At 72.0% G+C, this 21,711-nt stretch carries 19 protein-coding genes; 18 read left to right on the forward strand and 1 reads right to left on the reverse strand.

Annotated features, from left to right (window positions below):
• The first annotated feature begins 8 nt into the window (after positions 1 to 8).
• Together NYO98_RS01930 and NYO98_RS01935 are read left to right on the forward strand one after the other, a co-directional pair.
• Positions 9 to 728 (forward strand): hypothetical protein, encoded by a 720-nt coding sequence (locus NYO98_RS01930; protein ID WP_268109838.1) that lies wholly within the window; start codon positions 9 to 11, stop codon positions 726 to 728.
• An 89-nt stretch (positions 729 to 817) separates the two neighbouring features.
• Positions 818 to 1,339, forward strand: a complete 522-nt coding sequence (locus NYO98_RS01935) for a hypothetical protein (protein ID WP_268109839.1) — start codon at positions 818 to 820, stop codon at positions 1,337 to 1,339.
• Here NYO98_RS01935 and NYO98_RS01940 read toward each other — a convergent pair.
• The gene (locus NYO98_RS01940; protein WP_268110678.1) at positions 1,309 to 1,992 is read right to left on the reverse strand and encodes a helix-turn-helix transcriptional regulator; all 684 of its coding nucleotides are present in this window, start codon (positions 1,990 to 1,992) and stop codon (positions 1,309 to 1,311) included. The genes NYO98_RS01935 and NYO98_RS01940 overlap by 31 nt on opposite strands.
• 72 nt (positions 1,993 to 2,064) lie before the next feature.
• On the opposite strand from NYO98_RS01940, the gene NYO98_RS01945 reads away from it, so the two are divergent.
• The 16 genes from NYO98_RS01945 (at position 2,065) to NYO98_RS02020 (ending at position 21,711) form a co-directional block, all read left to right on the forward strand.
• Positions 2,065 to 3,321 carry an MFS transporter gene (locus NYO98_RS01945; RefSeq protein WP_268109840.1) on the forward strand — a complete coding sequence of 419 codons (1,257 nt, stop codon included), beginning with the start codon at positions 2,065 to 2,067 and terminating at the stop codon, positions 3,319 to 3,321.
• A 49-nt stretch (positions 3,322 to 3,370) separates the two neighbouring features.
• Complete coding sequence (locus NYO98_RS01950; protein ID WP_268109841.1) at positions 3,371 to 7,072, forward strand: nitrate reductase subunit alpha; 3,702 nt, start codon at positions 3,371 to 3,373, stop codon at positions 7,070 to 7,072.
• A gap of 1 nt (position 7,073) precedes the next feature.
• On the forward strand, positions 7,074 to 8,729 hold the full coding sequence (narH, locus tag NYO98_RS01955) for a nitrate reductase subunit beta (RefSeq protein WP_268109842.1): 1,656 nt from the start codon (positions 7,074 to 7,076) through the stop codon (positions 8,727 to 8,729).
• Positions 8,726 to 9,430 (forward strand): nitrate reductase molybdenum cofactor assembly chaperone, encoded by a 705-nt coding sequence (narJ, locus tag NYO98_RS01960; protein ID WP_268109843.1) that lies wholly within the window; start codon positions 8,726 to 8,728, stop codon positions 9,428 to 9,430. Before narH ends, narJ begins: the two co-directional genes overlap by 4 nt.
• Positions 9,427 to 10,155, forward strand: coding sequence for a respiratory nitrate reductase subunit gamma (narI, locus tag NYO98_RS01965; protein ID WP_268109845.1), 729 nt, complete (start codon positions 9,427 to 9,429; stop codon positions 10,153 to 10,155). The genes narJ and narI overlap by 4 nt, the downstream gene beginning before the upstream one ends.
• A gap of 42 nt (positions 10,156 to 10,197) precedes the next feature.
• Entirely contained in the window at positions 10,198 to 10,530 is a 333-nt protein-coding gene (locus NYO98_RS01970) for a cupin domain-containing protein (protein WP_268109846.1), read from the forward strand.
• Between the two features lie 16 nt (positions 10,531 to 10,546).
• On the forward strand, positions 10,547 to 11,095 hold the full coding sequence (locus NYO98_RS01975) for a nucleotidyltransferase family protein (protein WP_268109847.1): 549 nt from the start codon (positions 10,547 to 10,549) through the stop codon (positions 11,093 to 11,095).
• 61 nt (positions 11,096 to 11,156) lie between these two features.
• Positions 11,157 to 12,035: an AAA family ATPase gene (locus tag NYO98_RS01980; protein ID WP_268109848.1), complete on the forward strand. Its 879-nt coding sequence runs from the start codon at positions 11,157 to 11,159 to the stop codon at positions 12,033 to 12,035.
• Positions 12,032 to 13,159, forward strand: coding sequence for a vWA domain-containing protein (locus tag NYO98_RS01985; protein WP_268109849.1), 1,128 nt, complete (start codon positions 12,032 to 12,034; stop codon positions 13,157 to 13,159). Before NYO98_RS01980 ends, NYO98_RS01985 begins: the two co-directional genes overlap by 4 nt.
• Positions 13,152 to 14,285: an XdhC family protein gene (locus NYO98_RS01990; protein WP_268109850.1), complete on the forward strand. Its 1,134-nt coding sequence runs from the start codon at positions 13,152 to 13,154 to the stop codon at positions 14,283 to 14,285. Before NYO98_RS01985 ends, NYO98_RS01990 begins: the two co-directional genes overlap by 8 nt.
• Positions 14,286 to 14,353: 68 nt before the next feature.
• Positions 14,354 to 15,268, forward strand: a complete 915-nt coding sequence (locus NYO98_RS01995) for an exonuclease/endonuclease/phosphatase family protein (RefSeq protein ID WP_268109851.1) — start codon at positions 14,354 to 14,356, stop codon at positions 15,266 to 15,268.
• A gap of 140 nt (positions 15,269 to 15,408) precedes the next feature.
• Complete coding sequence (locus NYO98_RS02000) at positions 15,409 to 16,626, forward strand: sigma-54-dependent transcriptional regulator family protein (RefSeq protein WP_268109852.1); 1,218 nt, start codon at positions 15,409 to 15,411, stop codon at positions 16,624 to 16,626.
• Positions 16,627 to 16,736: 110 nt separating this feature from the next.
• Positions 16,737 to 17,801, forward strand: coding sequence for a ScyD/ScyE family protein (locus NYO98_RS02005; RefSeq protein WP_268109853.1), 1,065 nt, complete (start codon positions 16,737 to 16,739; stop codon positions 17,799 to 17,801).
• 114 nt (positions 17,802 to 17,915) lie between these two features.
• Positions 17,916 to 18,398 (forward strand): (2Fe-2S)-binding protein, encoded by a 483-nt coding sequence (locus NYO98_RS02010; RefSeq protein ID WP_268109854.1) that lies wholly within the window; start codon positions 17,916 to 17,918, stop codon positions 18,396 to 18,398.
• Positions 18,395 to 20,869, forward strand: coding sequence for a xanthine dehydrogenase family protein molybdopterin-binding subunit (locus tag NYO98_RS02015; protein WP_268109855.1), 2,475 nt, complete (start codon positions 18,395 to 18,397; stop codon positions 20,867 to 20,869). Before NYO98_RS02010 ends, NYO98_RS02015 begins: the two co-directional genes overlap by 4 nt.
• A complete protein-coding gene (locus NYO98_RS02020; RefSeq protein WP_268109856.1) occupies positions 20,866 to 21,711 on the forward strand; it encodes an FAD binding domain-containing protein in 846 nt (281 codons plus the stop codon). Before NYO98_RS02015 ends, NYO98_RS02020 begins: the two co-directional genes overlap by 4 nt.

Consider the following 21,711-nt stretch of genomic DNA (forward strand, 5'->3'; position numbering starts at 1 on the left):
AATGGCGCATGCGCCTGCCCGTGCCCGGACCCCGTGACGTGCTGTCGGCCCTCGAGCGGGGGAGCGAGCAGGTGGAGGCACTCCTCGGTGCCGTGCCGCGTGCGCTGGCCCTGCTCGACCGGGCCGAGGTGCTGATCGAGCGCGCCTCCGCGACGGTGGACCGGGTCGGGGCCGTCGTCGACGCGGCGACCGCCGAGGTCGCGCGCGTGGGCACGGTGGTGGACGCCGCGACGGTCCAGGTCGAGCGGGTGGGCGCCGTGGTGGACGCCGCGACCGCCGAGGTGGCCAGGGTCGGCGCCGTCGTGGACGCCGCGACGGGCGAGGTCACCCGCGTCGGCACCGTCGTCACCGCGGCCGCCACCCAGCTCGACCGGGTGGACACCGTGGTGGACGGAGCCGCCGTCCAGGCGACCCGGGCCGGAGGCCTGCTCGACGCCCTCGAGCCGCCGCTGACCGCGCTCCAGCCGACCCTCCAGACGCTCGCCGACACCACCCACCCCGACGAGGTGGCCGCGCTGGTGACGCTGGTCGACCACCTCCCCGCCCTCACCACCCAGGTCGAGCGCGACGTGCTGCCGGTCCTGACCACGCTCGGGTCCGTGGCACCCGACCTCCACGAGCTGCTCAACGTGTCACGCGAGCTCAACGAGATCCTGGGCAAGATCCCCGGCATCGGCCGGTTGAAGAGGCGCGTCGAGGAGGACGACGACTTCGAGACCCCGCAGTGACGCCGCAGCGGAACCCCGGCCCCGCCCCGTCCGTCCGACTCGATGAGGGGGCGGGAGACCTCCGCCCTCCGACGAAAGGGATGCCCGCCATGAGCCGACCCACCACCCGGGGCCGTACGGCCCTCCTGCTCCCCGCCGCCATGGCGGCTCTCGCCCTCACGCTCGGTGGCTGCGCCTCCGACGACGACGCGGCGACCTCCGAGCCGACCGCCGGCGAGACCCCCAGTGAGACCCCCAGCGCGAGCGGGTCCGCCTCCGACGGCACCCTCGCGCTGACCGCCGACGACTCGGCCGCGGGCAAGTGCGCGATGCCCTCCGCGGAGGTCCTGTCGACGTTCGACACGGCCTTCGAGGGCACCGTCACCTCCGTCGAGGGCGGCACCGCCACGCTCGAGGTGGACCAGTGGTACGCCGGTGGCGACGCGTCGACCGTGACCGTCGAGGCGCCGAGCAAGGCCCTCGAGGACCTCCTCCTCGCGGTGGACTTCCAGGAGGGTCAGACCTACCTCGTGAGCGCCGACGGCGACCGGGTGACGCTGTGCGGCTTCACCGCCGAGACCACCCCCGAGCTCGAGGCGCTCTACGCCGAGGCGTTCCCCGCCGAGGGCTGAGCGGACGACGACGGGCCGGGCCCCAGGCGGAGGAAGCACTGCCCCGGGGCGCTGAAGGGACGCAGCTCCGAGCCCTCGGAGCTGGCCCCGTTGGCCTCGAGCGCGCTCTGCACCATGCCGAGGTGGACGCTGCACACGACGTCCGGGAAGCGGTAGGCCGCCTGCAGCAGCGGGCACCTGTGGAGGACGACGTCCCGGTCCTCACTGTCCGGCGCGGGGGCGTAGCCGAGCTCCTCGAGCAGCTCGACGGTCCACCGTCGCCCGGTCGCGGGTGACGGCGCGTCGGTCACACCCCTGCGCGCGACGAGGTCCGCACCCCATCGTCGTCCGGCCGCGAGCGCCTCGGCCTCGGTGTCGGGGGAGGCGTCCTGGAGGCGCCACGCCAAGGCCGCTGCGAGCTCGACGTAGTCGCCGTCGCCCGGGCGCGGCCCGCGCGCCTGGTAGAGCCAGGCCGGTCGGCCCCGTCCCTCGTGTGGCTGGCGAACGCGCGTGACGTAGCCGTGGGCGACGAGCCAGTTGACCTGCTCGCGCACGGTGTTGGGGTGGCGCGCTGTCGCCTGGGCCAGTGCGTCGATGCCGACCGGGTCCGGCTGGGCGAGCAGTGCGTCGAGCACGGCGGCGCGGCCCCTTGCGGTCGCGGACGGCGTACGCATATTTTTCACGGGTACATCGTAATAAGTTCGAGCGGCACGCAGGTTGTTCCCTCCGTCCACCAGGAGCACGCGATGAGTACGACGACTGCATCCCGCCGCGCGGGCAATCCGTGGCTGATGCTGGCCCTGGCCACCATCGGCTTCGCCGTGAACTTCTGGGCGTGGGCGCTGATCAGCCCGCTCGGGGCTCTCTACCTGAAGCAGGGGGCGGACAGCCCCCTCGGGCTGCTCAGCCAGTCCGAGGTGGCGCTGATGGTCGCCGTGCCGGTGCTGGTGGGCTCGCTCGGCCGGATCATCGTGGGCGCGCTCACCGACAGGTTCGGCGGCCGGGTGATGTTCCCGATCGTCTCCGGCGCGACGATCGTGCCGGTCCTCTTCCTGGCCTTCTTCGCGCTCGACTCCTACTCGCTCATGCTGTTCGGCGGGTTCTTCCTCGGCATCGCCGGCACTGCCTTCGCCGTCGGTGTCCCCTTCGTCAACGCCTGGTTCCCGCCCGAGAAACGAGGCCTGGCCGTCGGCATCTTCGGCGCGGGCATGGGTGGCACCGCGATCAGCGCCCTGACCACCGTCCCGCTGTCGGAGGACCTCGGTCGGACCGCCCCCTTCCTGATCACCGCGGCGGTCCTCGCGGTCTACGCCGTGGTGGCCTGGCTGGTGATGCGGGACGCACCCGGCCGCGTCGCACCGACGACCAGCCTCGCCACCCGTCTCGCCGCCAACGCCCGCCTGCCGATCACGTGGCAGGCCTGCGTGCTCTACGCGGTCGCGTTCGGCGGCTACGTCGCGTTCTCGGTCTTCCTGCCGACCTACCTGAAGACCGCCCACGGCCTCGAGCCGGCGGATGCGGCGAACCGGATGGCCGGGTTCGTCGTCGTGGCGGTCGTGATGCGGCCGATCGGCGGGTGGCTGTCGGACCAGCTGGGGTCGATCCCCGTGCTGGCCACGGCGTTCGGCACGGTCGCCGCGTGCGCTGCGATCGCCGCGCAGAACCCCCCGGTGACCTCGGCCGACGGCAGCAACCTCACGCTCGGCACCGGCGCCTTCCTGGTCATGGCCGCGGCGCTCGGAGCGGGGTCGGGGGCGACGTTCGCGCTGATCGCCCACAGCACGGAGCCTGCCCGGGTGGGCGGCGTGACCGGCCTGGTGGGCGCCGCCGGTGGGCTCGGCGGCTTCGTGCCGCCGCTGCTCATGGGGTGGCTCTACGGACAGACGGAGTCCTACGGCATCGGTCTCTGGCTGCTCGCCGTCACGGCGGCGCTCACCCTGGCGCTGACCCTGCTCGTCGTACGACGCACCGCGGCCGCGTCGGCCGCAACGGTCGCGGCCTGACCCGACCGACCTCTCGACCCCGATCTCCCCACCGAAAGGGCGCCACGTCGTGACCGACCTCGAGAACCCGTTGCAGAAGGCCCTGATCGGCGGTCGCCGCTTCTTCACCAAGGCGGAGGTGAGTGACGACGCCCGCACGCTGCACAAGCGCGGGGGGCGCGAGGGCGACGTGTTCTACCGCGATCGCTGGAGCCACGACAAGGTGGTGCGGTCGACGCACGGCGTCAACTGCACCGGGTCGTGCTCGTGGAAGGTCTACGTCAAGGACGGCATCATCACCTGGGAGGCGCAGCAGACCGACTACCCGAGCGCCGGGCCCGACCGTCCGGAGTACGAGCCCCGCGGCTGCCCGCGTGGCGCGGCGTTCAGCTGGTACACCTACAGCCCGACGCGGGTGCGCTACCCCTACGTCAGGGGAGTGCTGCTCGAGATGTTCCGGGCGGCCAAGCAGCAGCACGGCGACCCGGTGGTCGCGTGGGGCTCGATCGTCCAGGACGAGGAGAAGGCGCGGGCCTACAAGAGGGCGCGCGGCAAGGGCGGGCTCGTGCGCGCGTCGTGGGACGAGGTGGCCGAGATCGTGGCGGCGGCGCACGTCTACACCGTCAAGCGGTGGGGTCCGGACCGGATCGCGGGCTTCTCGCCGATCCCGGCCATGTCGCCGGTGTCGTACGCCTCCGGGGCCCGCTTCCTGGAGCTCATCGGCGCCCCGATGCTGTCGTTCTACGACTGGTACGCCGACCTGCCCAACGCGTCGCCGCAGATGTTCGGCGACCAGACCGACGTGCCCGAGTCCGGCGACTGGTGGGACGCCGGCTACCTGATGATGTGGGGCTCCAACGTCCCGGTGACCCGCACTCCGGACGCGCACTGGATGACGGAGGCGCGCTACCGCGGGCAGAAGGTCGTGGCCGTGGCGCCGGACTACGCCGAGAGCGTGAAGTTCGCCGACGAGTGGGTGAGTCCCGCACCCGGCACCGACGGCGCGCTCGCGATGGCCATGGGTCACGTCGTGCTGAAGGAGTTCTTCGCCGACGCCACCACGCCGTTCTTCGAGGACTACACCAAGCAGTTCACCGACCTGCCGCACCTCGTCTGCCTCGAACCCGCGGCCGACGGGGGCCTCCGTCCCGGCAAGTTCCTCGTCGAGGGCGACCTGGGTGGCACGAGCGAGAACGCGATGTGGAAGCCCGCCGTCATCGACGCCGGCACGGGCGAGGTGCGGATCCCGCACGGCTCCATCGGCGACCGCTTCGGGGAGGAGGGCGTCGGGCGGTGGAACCTCGAGCTCGGCGACATCGACCCGGCCCTGAGCATGTACCGCGACCACCAGGGCGGCACCCGCGAGGTCGTCGAAGTGGAGCTGCCGCGCTTCGACGCCGCCGACGGCAAGGTCGTGCACGAGCGGCGCGGGGTCCCGGTGGCGCGCGTCGGGGAGCGCGTGGTCACCACGGTGCTGGACCTGCTGCTCGCCCAGTACGGCGTCGCCCGTCCGGGCCTGCCCGGCGTGTGGCCGCGGGTGAGCGACGCGGACCCGCACGGCTACGACGACCCGGCGGTGCCGGCCACCCCGGCCTGGCAGGAGCAGCACACCGGCGTCCCGGCCGCCCAGGTGGTGCGGCTCGCCCGCGAGTGGGCCCACAACTCGATCGACACCGAGGGCCGCGGCATGATCCTCCTCGGGGCGGGCGTCAACCACTGGTTCCACTCCGACCAGATCTACCGCGCCATCCTGCTGCTCACCACGATCACCGGCACCCAGGGCCGCAACGGCGGCGGGTGGGCGCACTACGTCGGGCAGGAGAAGATCCGCCCGATCATGGGCTTCCAGCACATGGCCTTCGCGCTCGACTGGCACCGCCCGCCGCGCCACATGAACCAGACCGCCTACTGGTACGTGAACACCTCGCAGTACCGCTACGACACCTTCACAGCCGACGACCTCGACTCCGGCACGGGGATCTTCGCGGGGAGGTCGGTGATGGACCTGCTGGCTCAGTCAGTCCGGCTGGGGTGGTCACCGTCGTACCCGACCTTCGACCGCAGCAGCCTGCAGCTGGCCGACGACGCCGAGGCGGCCGGCGTGGAGGTGCCGGCGTACGTCGCCGCGGAGCTGAAGGCGGGTCGGCTGAGGTTCGCGGTCGAAGACCCCGAGCACGAGGACAACCACCCGCGGGTGCTGTCACTGTGGCGCTCCAACCTCCTCGGCTCCTCGGCGAAGGGCAACGAGTACTTCCTGCGCCACCTGCTCGGCACCGACTCGGCCGCCACGGCCGTGGAGGCGCCGCCGGACCAGCGGCCGAAGGACGTGGTGTGGGCGGACAAGGCGGCCGAGGGTCGGCTCGACCTGCTGATGACGATCGACTTCCGGATGACGTCGTCGACGATCTTCAGCGACGTCGTGCTGCCCGCCGCGACCTGGTACGAGAAGCACGACCTCTCGACCACCGACATGCACCCGTTCGTCCACTCGTTCAACCCCGCCATCGCGCCGCCGTGGCAGACGAAGTCGGACTGGGACACGTGGAAGGTCATCGCGAAGCGGTTCTCCGAGCTCGCGGTCGACCACCTCGGCACCCGTAGGGACGTGGTCGCCAAGCCGCTGTGGCACGACACCCCGGAGGCGATGGCCACCGAGCACGGGGTGGTGAAGGACTGGAGGACCGGCGAGGTCGAGCCGGTGCCCGGGAAGACGATGCCGGTGATCGCGGTCGCCGAGCGGGACTACACCGCGGTCTACGAGAAGATGACCTCGATCGGCCCGCTCATGGAGACGGCGGGGATGCTCACCAAGGGCGTCGCCTACGACGTGAAGCGCGAGATCGACATCCTGCGTCACCGCAACGGCGTGACCCACGGCGGCGCGGGGGACGGTCAACCCAGGGTCGAGACCGACGTGCAGATGGCCGACGCGATCCTGCACCTCGCCGGCGTGTCCAACGGCCACCTCGCGACGCAGGGCTTCCGCTTCCTCGAGAAGCGCACCGGTACCCGGCTGGCCGACCTGGCCGCCGAGCACGAGGGCAAGCAGATCACCTTCGCCGACACGCAGGTGGCGCCCGTGCCGGTGATCACCTCGCCGGAGTGGTCCGGCTCGGAGTCGGGCGGGCGACGCTACAGCCCCTTCACGATCAACATCGAGCGCAAGAAGCCGTTCCACACCCTGACCGGGCGCCAGCAGTTCTACGTCGACCACGACTGGTTCCTCGGGATGGGCGAGATGCTGCCGGTCTACCGGCCCCCGCTCAACATGACGGAGCTCTTCGGAGAGGCGCCGATCGGCGAGCAGAACGAGCTCGGCGTCTCGGTCCGCTACCTCACCCCCCACAACAAGTGGTCGATCCACTCGGAGTACCAGGACAACCTCTTCATGCTGTCGTTGTCGCGCGGCGGGCAGTCTGTCTGGATCTCCGACCGCGACGCCGCGAAGGTCGGGATCAAGGACAACGACTGGATCGAGATGGTCAACCGCAACGGTGTCGTCGCGGCGCGGGCCATCGTCAGCCACCGGATGCCGGAGGGCACGGTCTACATGCACCACGCGCAGGACCGGCTGATCGACGTACCCCTGACCGAGCGAGACGGCAAGCGCGGCGGCATCCACAACAGCCTCACGCGCATCCTGCTCAAGCCCAACCACATCGTCGGTGGGTACGCGCAGCTGGCGTACTTCTTCAACTACATCGGACCGATCGGCAACAACCGCGACGAGGTCACGATGATCCGCAAGCGCATCGCGAAGGTGGAGTACTGACATGCGCGTGATGGCCCAGATGGCGATGGTGATGAACCTCGACAAGTGCATCGGGTGCCACACCTGCTCGGTGACCTGCAAGCAGGCCTGGACCAACCGGACCGGCACGGAGTACGTCTGGTTCAACAACGTCGAGACCCGCCCCGGCCTCGGCTACCCGAGGACCTACGAGGACCAGGAGGAGTGGCAGGGAGGGTGGGTCCGCAAGCCCAATGGCCGCCTCGAGCTCCGGGCCGGCGGCCGGTGGAGGAAGCTGCTCACGATCTTCTCCAACCCCAAGCTGCCGTCGATCGACGACTACTACGAGCCGTGGACCTACGACTACGAGACGCTGACCAGCTCGCCGCAGACCGACACCTTCCCCGTCGCGCGACCCAAGAGCCTCATCTCCGGCAAGGACATGAATGTCGAGTGGTCGGCCAACTGGGACGACGACCTCGGCGGCTCGCACGAGCACGCGGCCCGCGACGTGATGCTCCAGGGCATCGAGGACAAGGTGCGGCTCGAGTTCGAGCAGACGTTCATGTTCTACCTCCCCCGCATCTGCGAGCACTGCCTCAACCCCTCGTGCGCGGCGTCGTGCCCCAGCGGCGCGATCTACAAGCGCGAGGAGGACGGCATCGTGCTCGTCGACCAGGACCGCTGCCGCGGCTGGCGGATGTGCGTCTCGGGCTGCCCCTACAAGAAGGTCTACTTCAACCACAAGACCGGGAAGGCCGAGAAGTGCACCTTCTGCTACCCCCGGGTCGAGGTCGGCATCCCGACCGTCTGCTCGGAGACGTGCGTGGGCCGGCTGCGCTACATCGGCCTGGTGCTCTACGACGCCGACAAGGTGCTCGAGGCAGCGAGCATCGAGGACGAGCACGCGCTCTACGACGCCCAGCGCGCCTGCTTCCTCGACCCCCACGACCCCGCCGTCCAGCGGGCCGCGGAGCAGGCCGGGATCCCGGGCGACTGGATCGAGGCGGCGCAACGGTCGCCGGTCTGGGCGCTGATCAACACCTACGAGGTCGCGCTGCCGCTGCACCCGGAGTACCGCACGATGCCGATGGTCTGGTACATCCCGCCGCTGTCGCCGGTCGTCGACGTCGTGCGCGACACCGGCGAGGACGCGGAGGACCGGGGCAACCTCTTCGCTGCCATCGACACGCTGCGCATCCCGGTGGAGTACCTCGCCAACCTCTTCACCGCCGGTGACACCGCACCCGTCGACCGCGTCCTGAAGAAGCTCGCCGCGATGCGGTCCTACATGCGCGACATCAACCTGGGTCGCGACCCCGACGAGTCGATCCCCGCCGCGGTCGGGATGACGGGCGAGCAGATGTACGACATGTTCCGGCTGCTCGCGATCGCGAAGTACGCCGAGCGCTACGTCATCCCGGCAGCCCACGCCGAACAGGCGCACGCGCTGGAGGAGCTCGCCACGGACTGCCCGGTGAGCGACTACGGCGGCGGGCAGCAGGACCTCTTCGGCGAGGGCTCGGGCTACCCGACGCCGGTCGCGGTGGAGAACTTCCGGATGCTCCAGGACCGCCAGACCTCCGACTCGCTCGCGGCGCCGGACGACAAGGCCTCCCGGGTCAACCTCTTGAACTGGGACGGCAAGGGGACGCCCGACGGGCTCTTCCCGCCGCGCGACGACGGAGCGGGCTCGTGAGGCTCCGCCGCCGCCCGACCCAGCCGGACCCGGAGGCACTGCGCACCTGGGCGGTCTGCTCAGCCCTGCTGGACTACCCGACCGAGGAGCTCGTGGCCTCGCTCGACGACCTCGCGGCGCTGGTGCCCGGTCACCCGCACCTCGTGCCGCTGCTCGACCACGTGCGGCGCACACCGCTGGCGCTGCTCCAGCAGGACTACGTCGCCACCTTCGACCACACGCGGAAGTGCGCCCTCTACCTGACCTACTTCGCCTACGGGGACACCCGCCGACGGGGAGCGGCGCTCGTGCGATTCAAGGACGCCTATCGTCGCGGCGGGGTCGTGTGGGACGACGACCTGGGCGAGCTGCCCGACCACCTCTGCGCAGTGCTGCAGTTCGGTGCCACCGTCGATCCCGACATCGCCCGGTCGCTCCTGCTGGAGCACCGCGCCGGAGTGGAGATGCTGCGCCTCGCGCTCACGGGCTGGCGCAACGACGACGACACGATCGGGTCGCCGTGGGCCGCCGCGCTGGTGGCCCTGTGCGACACGCTGCCCGAGCTCGCCGGCGACGAGGCCGACGCCGTACGCCGTCTCGTCGAGCAGGGACCGCCCGCGGAGGAGGTCGGGCTCGCGGGCTACGCGGCCGACCCCGCGCTGGCGTCAGGCCCGGCCCTCATCTCGTCCGCCACCATCCCCGTAGGAGCGCCACGAGCATGAACGTCTTCCTCTGGGTCATCGTCCCCTACCTGTGCCTGGCCGTCTTCGTCGTCGGACACGTGTGGCGCTACCGCTACGACAAGTTCGGCTGGACCACGCGGTCCTCGCAGCTCTACGAGGACCGCCTGTTGCGTCTCGGCTCGCCGCTGTTCCACTTCGGCATGCTCGGCGTGGTCGGCGGGCACGTGATCGGTCTCCTCGTCCCACGCTCGTGGACCGAGGCGGTCGGGATCGACGACCACCTCTACCACTACGTCGCCGTCGTCGGCGGCCTCGTCGCCGGGGTGATGGCGCTGGTGGGGATGGCGATCCTCGTCTACCGCCGGCGAACGGTGGGCCCCGTGTTCTCGGCCACCACGCCGATGGACAAGGTGATGTACGCCTTCCTCGGCGCGGCGATCGTGCTGGGGATGTGGAACACGATCGCCGGGTCCATCTTCAGTCTGGGCGGCGAGTACAACTACCGGGAGGGCGTCTCGGTCTGGTACCGCTCGTTCCTCGCCTTCCAGCCCGACGCCGACCTGATGGCCGACGCGCCCATCGGCTTCCAGCTCCACGCACTCGTCGCGTTCGGTCTCTTCGCGCTGTGGCCCTTCACCCGGTTGGTCCACGTCTTCTCGGCGCCGATCGGGTACCTCACGCGCCCCTACATCGTCTACCGCTCGCGCGACGACCGGCCGCTGGGCAGCGCCTCCCCGCGCCGCGGCTGGGACCGCGTCGGCTGACGGCCCCGCACACATCGCCCATCCACGACCCGAGGAGCACCCATGCAGAAGACGTCCCTCACCCATCTCGCCGAGGGCCAGCTCGCAGCGGCTCGTGATGCGAGCAGCGGACGGTCCTCGGTCACGGTCTTCGGCGGTCGCGAGCACGACCTCCGGCAGACCCTCATCGCCCTGGCCGCGGGCCGGACGCTGGGCGAGCACCAGGCCCCGGGGGAGGCCACCCTCCAGGTCCTGGTCGGCACCGTGCGGCTCGCTGCCGGCGGGGAGACCTGGGAGGGCTCGGCCGGCGACCACCTGGTGATCCCGGCGCAGCGGCACGACCTCCACGCGGAGACGGACGCGGCCGTGCTCCTGACGGTGGCCACCCGCGCCTGAGCCCTACGGTGGGGTCATGACCGTCGGACTGCTGCTCGCCGCAGGGGAGGGGAGCCGCTTCGGCGGGCCCAAGGCGCTCGCCCGCGACGACGACGGCACCTCGTGGCTGCTGCGGGCGGTGCAGGCCCTGCGCCCGTGCGAGGAGATCGTGGTCGTGCTGGGGGCCGAGGCCCGCCGGGCGTCCGCGCTGCTGCCGATGTCGGTCTCGCGGATCCGTGCCGAGGACTGGGCCGAGGGGATGGGCGCCTCCCTGCGTGCGGGCCTCGAGGCGCTCGCCCGCACCGATCATGACTCCGTGCTCGTCTCCCTGGTCGACCTCCCCGACGTCGACGCGGCCGTCGTGTCCCGGGTGCTCGACGCCGTCCCCGGACGCCGCGGCGACCTCGCGCGGGCGGCGTACGAGGGTGTCCCGGGGCACCCCGTGCTCCTCGGGCGCGACCACTGGGCGGGCGTCGTGGCCTCCGCGACGGGCGACCGCGGAGCGCGGGACTACCTCGCCGCGCACGACGTCGTCCTCGTCGAGTGCGGCGACCTGGCGACCGGCGTCGACGTCGACCAGCGCTGACCAGCACCGCCGCGGCCACGGGCCAACTCCTCGCCAACGTGGTGGGTCGTAGCCTGACCACATGGTGCACGGGATCGACTCCGCCGCCGACGTCGCGGCCCGGCTGGGCGCGACCGGCTACCTCTCCGACGACGAGCTCGCCACCGTCGTCTTCCTCGCCGCGCGCATGCAGCGCCCGCTGCTGCTCGAGGGCGAGCCCGGCACCGGCAAGACGGCCCTCGCGGAGGCGCTCGCGCAGAGCCTGGAGCTGCCGCTCGTCCGGCTGCAGTGCTACGAGGGGATCGACGCCAGCCAGGCCCTCTACGACTGGGACTTCCCGCGCCAGATCCTGCACCTGCGGGCGCTCGAGGCGGGCGGCGAGGTCGACCCGGACGAGGCCGAGAAGAGCCTCTACGACGAGCGCTTCCTGCTCGCCCGCCCGGTCCTCGCCGCCCTGCGCCAGGCGCCGGCCGTGCTGCTGGTCGACGAGGTCGACCGCGCCGACGACGAGTTCGAGGCGTTCCTGCTGGAGGTCCTGTCGACCTGGCAGGTGACCATCCCCGAGTTCGGCACGGTCACCGCCCCGGAGCCCCCGCTCGTGGTGCTGACCTCCAACCGCACCCGCGAGCTGCACGACGCGCTCAAGCGCCGGTGCCTCTACCACTGGATCGACCACCCGGGACTCGCACGCGAGGTGGAGATCGTGCGCTCACGCGCGCCCGAGGTGAGCGAGGCGCTGGCACGCCAGGTCGTCGAGGTCGTGCAGCAGCTGCGGCAGCGCGACGACCTGCTGAAGCCGCCCGGCGTGGCCGAGACGCTCGACTGGGCACGCGCCCTCACCTACCTCGGCACCACCGACCTCGACCTCGCGTCCGCGGCCACGACCCTGGGTGCCCTGCTCAAGTACCGCGAGGACGCCGACCGCGTGCGGGCCGCGCTCGACCGGATGCTGGCGAGATGACCACCACCCTCCACGACGCCGACGAGGTGCTCCTCGGCTTCACCCGCGCGCTCCGGTCGGCCGGCGTGCCGGTCACCCAGGACCGGGCCCACGGCTTCCTGGCGGCGGTGGCGACCGTCGGCGCCGACGACCGGCAGGCGACCTACTGGGCCGGCCGCGCCACGCTCTGCGGGTCGCCCGACGACCTCGCCCGCTTCGACCAGGTCTTCGCGGCGTGGTTCGACCCGCGCGACGGGCTGCCCCGCGCCCAGCAGCGCGACGCCTCGCGCCCGGCGACCGCGCACCTGCTGCCCGAGGTCGAGGGGGGCGGGGGAGCCGGCGAGACCGAGGAGGAGGACGTGGTCCGCGCGCTTGCGTCGGAGGCGGAGGTCCTCCAGCACCGCGACGTCGCCACGCTCGACGCGGCGGAGAAGCGGCGCCTCGCGGGGATGTTCGCGCGTCTCTCGCTGCACCCGCCGGTGCGTCGTACGGCCCGGCACCGCCGCTGGCACCGCGGCGACCTCGACGCCTCGCGCACCCTGCGCAACTCCCTGCGCCACCTCGGCGAGCCCGGCGAGATCGCCTGGCGGCGGCGCGGCACCCGGCCGCGCCGGGTGGTGCTGCTCGTCGACGTCAGCGGCTCCATGACGTCGTACGCCGATGCGCTGTTGCGCCTGGCCCACCGCCTGACCCGCTCGGCCCGGGCGTCGGGCGGCACCGTCGAGACCTTCACCATCGGCACCCGGCTCACCCACGTCACCCGTGCCCTGCAGACGCCGGACGCCGACCGCGCGATCGTCGCCGCCGGCGAGGTGGTGCCGGACTGGTCCGGCGGCACCCGGCTCGGCGAGACGCTGCGGGTGTTCCTCGACCGCTGGGGCCAGCGCGGGATGGCGCGCGGGGCGGTGGTCGTCGTGCTGAGCGACGGCTGGGAGCGGGGGGACGCCGGTCTCCTCGGCGACCAGATGGAACGGCTCCAGCGCGTCGCGCACCGCGTCGTGTGGGTGAACCCGCACCGCGGGAAGGCCGGCTACGAGCCGCTCCAGGGCGGGGTGCTGGCGGCGCTGCCGCACTGCGACGACTTCCTCGCCGGCCACTCCCTGGCGACCTTCGCCGACCTGACGGAGGTGATCGCCCGTGCGTGACGTGCTGCCCGAGCTCATGCAGTGGTGGGAGGCCGGCGAGACGATCGGCGTCGGCACCGTCGTCGCGACCTTCCGCTCCGCACCCCGCCCCGCGGGAGCGTCGATGCTGGTCGGGCCCGACGACTCGGCCGTGGGCTCGGTGTCGGGCGGCTGCGTCGAGGGCGCGGTCTACGACCTCGCGCAGTCGGTCGTCGCCTCGGGCGAGCCGGTGCTGGAGCGCTACGGGGTCTCCGACGACGACGCCTTCGCCGTCGGGCTCACCTGCGGCGGCATCCTCGACGTCTTCGTCGAGCGGGTCTCCCGCGAGACGTTCCCGCAGCTGGGGGAGGTGGCCGCCGACATCGAGGCAGGCCGGCCGGTCGCCCTGGCGACGGTGATCGAGCACCCGGACGCCTCGTGGGTGGGGCGCCGCCTGGTGGTGCGGCCGCACCAGCCCGCGGACGGGAGCCTCGGCTCCCCGCGTGCCGACGCCGCGGTCCACGACGACGCCCTGGGCCTGCTCGCGGCGGGCACCAACGCGACGCTGACCTACGGCCCCGACGGCGAGCGGCGCGGCGAGGGCATGCGGGTCTTCGTCTGGGGCTTCGCCCCCAAGCCCCGGATGCTGGTCTTCGGGGCCATCGACTTCGCGGCCGCCGTCGCCAAGGTCGGCTCCTTCCTGGGCTACAACGTCACCGTGTGCGACGCCCGACCCGTCTTCGCGACGACCTCGCGGTTCCCGGGGGCCGACGAGGTGGTCGTCGACTGGCCGCACCGCTACCTGCAGGCCGAGCTCGACGCGGGACGCATCGACCGGCGGACGGTCCTGGCCGTGCTGACGCACGACCCGAAGTTCGACGTGCCGCTGCTCGAGGTCGCGCTGCGCCTCGACGAGGAGGTCCGACCCGGCTACATCGGCGCCATGGGCTCGCGGCGCACCCACGACGAGCGCATGGCCAGGCTCGTCGAGGCGGGCCTGGGTGACGCCGAGATCTCGCGGCTGTCGTCGCCCATCGGCCTCGACCTCGGCGCCCGTACGCCGGAGGAGACCGCCGTGTCGATCGCCGCGGAGATCGTGGCCCACCAGTGGGGCGGCTCGGGGGAGCGGCTGGCCACCACGCGGGGCCGGATCCACCACGACGACTGACCCGCCCCGAGCCTCCTACCACGTCCCCGAGTTGGGTCCTCCGGCGGCCCTGTCCTATGGTCTCCGGGATGTTTTTGCTCGCCGTGTCGCCCCGTGTCCTCGTCCGCCCCCTCGCTCGACCCCTCGTCGCCGTCGCCGCAGCGCTCCTGCTGCTGACGGGCCTCACGTGGGCAGGCTCGCCCGCCCAGGCGCGTGAGGACCAGCGCCAGGCCGGCTCGTCCGCCCCTGCGGGTCGCTTCGCCGTCGCGACGCTCAACCTGAAGAAGGGCATGCGGGTCGCGGGCATGCGCCACGACATCCGTCCGATCATCGGTGGCGGCGCCACCGTCATCGGCTTCCAGGAGCGGCTCTTCAGCCGGCCGGCCCTGCGCGCGGCCCTGCCGAAGGACTGGACGCTGCTCATGCCGAAGGGGCCCACCGGCACCGATGACAACCCCATCGCGTTCGACAAGGACGTCTGGGAGCTCGAGAAGACCTGGGCACCGCTCCTCACGGGCACGACGTGGCGCCGCTACTCCGGACGCATCGCCCACGACCAGTACGGCGTGGCGGCGGTGCTCCGCCACCGGGCGAGCGGGCACACCATCAGGGCGCTGAGCTTCCACCTGCCCAACCACCTCCACAACCGCCACTCGGGCGGCCCCAACTACGCCAACCGCCGTGGCGTGGAGGCCATGTGGCGGATGGCCGCCAGGATCCGCGCGATCAAGGAGGACACGCCCGACGCGCACCAGTTCGTCGCGATGTGCGACTGCAACGTCACGGCGAACCGCGACACCGGCGACCACCTGGTGAAGGGACGGATCACCAAGCCGCTCCGGCTGGAGACCAACTACTCCGCCGACGACCACCGCCGCGGCTCGGGGATCGACTACGTGATGGCCGAGCGCGACTCGGACTTCCGCATCCACTCCTTCCGCTCCTACCGGCACCTGGTCACCGACCACCCGGGCATCGTCACGACCTTCACGCGCAAGCGCTGACCCGCCCTCTCGAGAGGTTCCCGCCGACCGCTTGACGCGACGGCTGTACCATCGGGATCCCTCCGAGCGACCTCCGGACGGATTCCCTGTTGTGCCGGTCACACTCGGGCTAGGTTGGCGGCGACCGACCGGGAGCCGCCATGACCAGCGAGGACCTGCACGCCCGACGCGTGGACGCCGTCCGCGCCTGGACGCGCTTCGTCGAGGCGGGCGACGCCGACGCCGTCCGGCCGGAGATCCTGCGCAGCTGGGAGCTGTCGGGCGTCGTGTCGACCGGGGTGACCCAGGCGCCGCTCGACGACGAGGGCGACACGGCCGACTTCTGGAAGGCATCCCCCCTGCAGACCGCGGTGTCCCGGGTGCAGGACGAGCTGCGGCGCACGGCCGAGGACGGCGACCTCGTCGTCGCGGTGACCGACGAGCAGACGCGCATCCTCTGGACCTACGGCGGGCGGGTGATGCGCCGCAAGGCCGAGACGGTCAACTTCGTCCCCGGCGGCCGGTGGGACGAGCGGAGCGTCGGCACCAACGCGCTGGCCATCGCCGGCCGCACCGGCGCCCCGTCGATGGTGTTCAGCGCCGAGCACTACGCCGAGGTGGTGCACAACTGGGTCTGCTGGGCGGCCCCGGTCTTCGACCCGGTGACCGGCCGCCCGCTCGGCGTGATCGACCTGTCGACGACGTGGGACCGCACCCACCCCATCGGCCTCGCCACCGCGCGGGTGATGGCACGGCTCATCGAGGGTGCCCTCCCCGCCGACCGTCGTACGACGCCGACGGGCGACGCCGCCCCCTCCGACCCCGGCCTCACCCTGACCCTCCTCGGCACGGCCCAGGTGTGGCTCGACGGACAGCGGCTGCTCCTCAACCGGCGACAGACCGAGATCCTCGCCCTGCTCGCCCTGCATCCCGCGGGCCTCTCGGTGGAGCACCTCCATGCCCTGCTCTACGGGGACGCCGCGGTGACCACCTCGACCTTGAAGGCCGAGGTCTCGCACCTGCGCGCGGCCCTGTCCGGGCAGCTCTCCTCGCGGCCCTACCGCCTCACCATGCCGGTGGTCACCGACGTCGAGGAGGTGCAGCGACTGCTGCGCCGCGGTGACGTGCGCGCCGCCGTCCGCGCCTACGGTGGCGACCTGCTGCCCGGCACGGACTCGCCCGCCCTGGTGCAGATGGGCGACTACCTCGCGGTCAGCGTGCGGGAGGCCCTGCTGGCGCAGCCCGACCCCGACGCGGTCCTCCGCTACAGCGAGCTCGCTCCATACGACACCGCCGTCGTCGAGGCGTGCCTAGCAGCGCTGCCGGTGCACCACCCGGTGGTGCCGCTGCTGAAGGGCAAGCTCGCCAGCCTGCGGTGACCCTCCCATTTCGGGTAGATCGACAAAATGTAGTGGACCGCTCCGGTAGGGGTGCACGATCCTGCGTCGAGGCGCCGCACGGGGGTGCGGCCACGTACGAGGGAGAAAGCATGGTCGCAACACGACGGGCGATGGCGGCTGGAGCCGTCGTCCTGCTCACGGGGAGCCTCATGGGCAGCCCCGCCGCCGGTGCCGCAGCGGCACCGGACCCGACGACGGTGGCGAAGAAGCTCGTCTCGCCGCTCAGCATGGTCGTCGCCGGCGACGGCACCGCCTACGTCGCCCAGAACTTCGCGGGGCTGCTGACCGCGGTCGCGCCCGGCGCGGCGCCCGAGGTGGTGTTCGCGGCCAAGAAGGGCACCGAGGTCGGTGCCGTCTCCGAGGGCGGCGGGACCGTGCGCTTCGCCACGACCAAGGGCTCGAAGACCGCGCTCTGGTCGATGGACCCGGGCTCCAAGCCGAAGAAGGTGGCCGACCTGTCGGCCTTCGAGGCCGACCGCAACCCGGACGCCGACGTGTCCTACGGCTTCGTGGGCGGGCTCGACGCCGCGTGCGCGGCGCAGATGCCGCCGGAGGTGCCCGCGTCCTACACGGGCATCGTCGAGTCGCACCCCTACGGCTCGGCCGTGCACAAGGGCACGACGTACGTCGCCGACGCCGCCGGCAACACGATCCTGTCGGTCAAGCCCAACGGCAAGGTCAGGACCGTCGCGGTCCTGCCCGCCGTGCCCGTGGTCGTCACCGCCGAGGCGGCTGCGGCCAACCAGCTCCCGCCCTGCACCGTGGGCAAGACCTACAACTTCGAGCCGGTCCCGACCGATGTCGAGGTGGGCAAGGGCGGCTGGCTCTACGTCTCGCTGCTCCCCGGCGGGCCGGAGGACGGCAGCACCGGCGCCCAGGGTCGCGTGGTCAAGGTGAAGGCCAAGACCGGCAAGGTCCGCGAGGTCGCCAGCGGCTTCGCCGGTGCGACGGGCGTCGCGGTCGCCGACAACGGTGACGTCTACGTCGCCCAGCTCTTCGGCGGCCAGGTCTCGCGCATCAAGGCCGGCCGCACCACCGCCAAGCCCTACGCCGAGGTGATGATGCCCGCCGCGGTGGAGTGGGCCGACGGCGACCTCTTCGTCAGCGCGCAGGTGCTGTCGCAGAAGCCGAAGGGCGTCGTGCTGCGCTACTGAGCACGACTCCGTGCGTGTGGGGTGGTGACCGGTGTGGACCGACCAACCGGCTGCCAACCGGGCGGGCCTAGCGTCGGCCGCGAGTGATCCACCTCACACGCACGGAGGCGCCGCATGACCAAGATCGAACTCACCGTCGACGGGGCCGCGGTCTCCGACGACGTCGAGCCCCGCATGCTGCTCGTGCAGTACCTGCGGGAGAAGCTCGGGAAGACCGGAACCGTGATCGGGTGCGACACCTCCAACTGCGGAGCGTGCACCGTCCACCTCGACGGCACGAGCGTGAAGTCGTGCAACGTGCTCGCGGTGCAGGCCAACGGCCGCACCGTCACCACGATCGAGGGCCTCGCCGACGCGGCGGAGGGCGAGCTCCACCCGGTCCAGGAGGCCTTCCGGGAGTGCCACGGCCTCCAGTGCGGCTTCTGCACGCCCGGCATGATCATGCAGGCCGTCGACCTGCTCGCGGAGAACCCGCACCCGAGCGAGGAGGAGGTGCGGCTCGGCATGGAGGGCAACCTCTGCCGCTGCACCGGCTACCACAACATCGTGAAGAGCGTGCTCCACGCCGCGGGCCAGAACGAGGGGGCGACCGCATGACCGCCACCCAGGACCGTGCCGCCGGCGAGGCCCAGAAGGAGATCGGCCGCGACCGGCGCCGCAAGGAGGACCAGCGGCTGATCACCGGGCGCACCCGGTGGACCGACAACATCACCCTCCCCGGCATGCTCCACCTCGCGATGGTGCGCAGCCCGTTCGCCCACGCGACGATCACCTCGATCGACGTCGAGGCCGCGAAGTCCTCGCGCAACGTCGTCGCCGTGCTGACCGGGACCGACCTGGCCGACACCCAGGGCGTCATCATCAACGCGTGGCCCATCTCGCCCGAGCAGGTCTCACCGACGCACCTGCCCATGCCCGCGGACCGGGTGAGCTTCGCCGGCGAGATCGTCGCGGTCGTCGTCGCCCGCACACCTGCCGAGGCGCGCGACGCCGCCGAGCTGGTCGACGTCGAGTACGACGTGCTTCCCGCGGCCCTCGACCTCAAGGAGGCGGCGACCGACGCGGTGCTCGCCCACCCGGACCTCGGCACGAACAGGTCGGCCACCTGGCAGTTCGACTCCGCCCAGGCGGGCACCGGTGGCGACGTCGAGGAGACGATCGCCAAGGCCCGTGACGGCGGCATCGTGATCGAGCGGGAGTACCGCCAGCAGCGGCTCATCCCGGCCTTCATGGAGCCCCGCTCGACCGTCGTCGACCCCACCGGCGAGCAGCTCACCATGTGGTCGGCGACGCAGATCCCCCACGTGCTGCGGTTCGCGCTCGCCGCGACCACCGGCGTCTCGGAGTCGAAGATCCGGGTGATCGCCCCGGACGTCGGCGGCGGGTTCGGCGGCAAGCTGCAGACCACGCCCGAGGAGTTCATCACCTTCGCGGTGGCCCGGCGCCTCGGCAAGCCGATCAAGTACACCGAGACCCGCTCGGAGTCGTTCCTGGCCTGCCACCACGGTCGCGACCAGTGGCAGAAGATCACGCTCGCCGCGGAGGCTGACGGCACGGTCACCGGCCTCAAGGTCGAGCTGCTCACCGACCTGGGGTCGTACAACGCGCTCCTCGGAGGCGGGACACCCGTGCTGGGCGCGTTCATGTTCAACGCGATCTACAAGTTCAAGGCGTACCAGTTCAACGTCCAGACCGTCCTCACGAACAAGACCTGGACCGACGCCTACCGCGGCGCGGGCCGGCCGGAGGCGACGTTCGCGATCGAGCGCACCATGGACGAGCTCGCGGCAGAGCTCGGCGTCGACCCGCTCGAGATCCGGGAGAAGAACTGGATCAGGCACGACGAGTTCCCCTTCACCAGCGTGTGCGGGCTGACGTACGACTCCGGCAACTACGAGGCCGCGACAGCGCGGGCCAAGGAGATGCTCGGGTACGACGCGCTCCGGGCCGAGCAGCAGCGGCGTCGGGAGGCCGGCGACCGGGTGCAGCTCGGCATCGGGGTCTCGACCTTCACCGAGATGTGCGGCCTCGCCCCGAGCCGCGTGCTCGGCAGCCTCGACTACGGCGCCGGCGGCTGGGAGCACGCCAGCGTGCGGATGCTCGCGACCGGCAAGGTCGAGCTCGTCACCGGCGCGAGCGCCCACGGACAGGGCCACGAGACGGTCTTCAGCCAGATCGTGGCCGACCGGCTCGGCGTCCCGTTCGAGGACGTCGAGGTGCTGCACGGCGACACCCAGGTCGCCCACAAGGGCATGGACACCTACGGCTCGCGCTCGCTGGTCGTGGGCGGCGAGGCCGTGGTGCGCGCCGCGGAGAAGGTGATCGAGAAGGCGAAGCCGATCGCGGCCCACCTGCTCGAGGCCAACGTCGACGACCTGGAGTTCGCCGCCGGCAGGTTCGGCGTCCGCGGCACCGACCAGGGCATGACGATCCAGGAGGTCGCCCTGGCCACCTTCGCCGCGCACGACTACCCGGAGGGGATCGAGCCCTACATCGACGCAGAGTCCACCTACGACCCGGTCGACTTCAACTATCCCCACGGCACGCACCTGTGCGCCATGGAGGTCGACACCGAGACGGGCGCGGTGAAGATGCGGAAGTACACCTGCTGCGACGACATCGGCAACGTCATGAACCCGCTCATCGTCGCCGGGCAGGTGCACGGCGGGGTGACCCAGGGCATCGCCCAGGCGCTGTGGGAGGAGGCGGTGTACGACGACAACGGGACGCTGGTCTCCGGGTCGTTCGTCGACTACCTGCTGCCGACGTCCGCGGACACGATCAGCTACGACACCGACCACACCACCAGTCCGTCGACCACCAACTCGCTCGGCGCGAAGGGCGTGGGCGAGGCGGGCACCATCGCCTCCACCCCGGCGGTGGTCAACGCGGTCGTCGACGCCGTACGCCACCTCGGTGTCAACGACATCCAGATGCCCTGCACACCGGAGCGCGTGTGGAGGGCGATCCACGCCCATGACGGCGATGCGCCGACCCCGGCCGACGCGATGCCCCACTTCGAGGCGGACGCCCTCAACCAGGACCCCACGGACGGAGCAGGCCAGTGATCCCGGTGCAGTTCGACTACCTCGCCCCCACGTCGGTCGAGGAGGCCCTGGCCGCGCTCGGCGAGCACGGTGACGACGCGAAGATCATGGCCGGCGGGCAGAGCCTGCTGCCGGTCCTGCGGATGCGGCTCAACGCCCCGGAGGTCGTCATCGACCTCGGCGGCATCTCCTCCCTGCGGGGCATCCGCGACGACGGCGACGCCCTCGTGATCGGCGCCATGACCACCCACCACGACGTGCGCGACGACAGCCTCGTCAAGGAGCACGCGCTCCTGCTGTCGAAGGCCGCCGCGGAGGTCGCGGACTCGCAGATCCGGCACCGGGGCACCTTCGGCGGCGCGCTCGCGCACGCCGACCCCGCCGGTGACCTCGGCGCCCCGGCCCTCGCGCTCGGTGCGCAGTTCGTCATCGCCGGTCCGGGCGGCACCCGCACCGTCGAGGCGGCGGACTTCTTCGTCGACCTCTTCGAGACCGCCATCGGCGACGACGAGATCCTCGTCGAGGTGCGGATCCCCAAGCACACCGGCTGGGGAGCGCACTACGAGAAGTTCGTGCGCGTGGCCCACCAGTGGCCCATCGTCGCGATCGCCGCGACGGTGAAGGGCTCGATCGACGAGGCCCGCGTCGGGCTCACGAACATGGGGTCCACGCCGCTGCGGGCGACCGCCACCGAGCAGGCCCTCGCCGGCGCCAGCGCGACGGAGGACGGCGTACGGGAGGCGGCGCAGCTCGCCGCCGAGGGCACCAACCCGCCCTCGGACCTCAACGGCGCCGCCGACTACCGCCAGCACCTCGCGCGGGTGCTCACCGGCCGGGCCGTGCTCAAGGCGGCAGGGGCGTAG

Origin of the sequence: Nocardioides pini (genome assembly GCF_026712185.1) — a bacterium.
Classification (GTDB): Bacteria; Actinomycetota; Actinomycetes; order Propionibacteriales; family Nocardioidaceae; genus Nocardioides; species Nocardioides pini.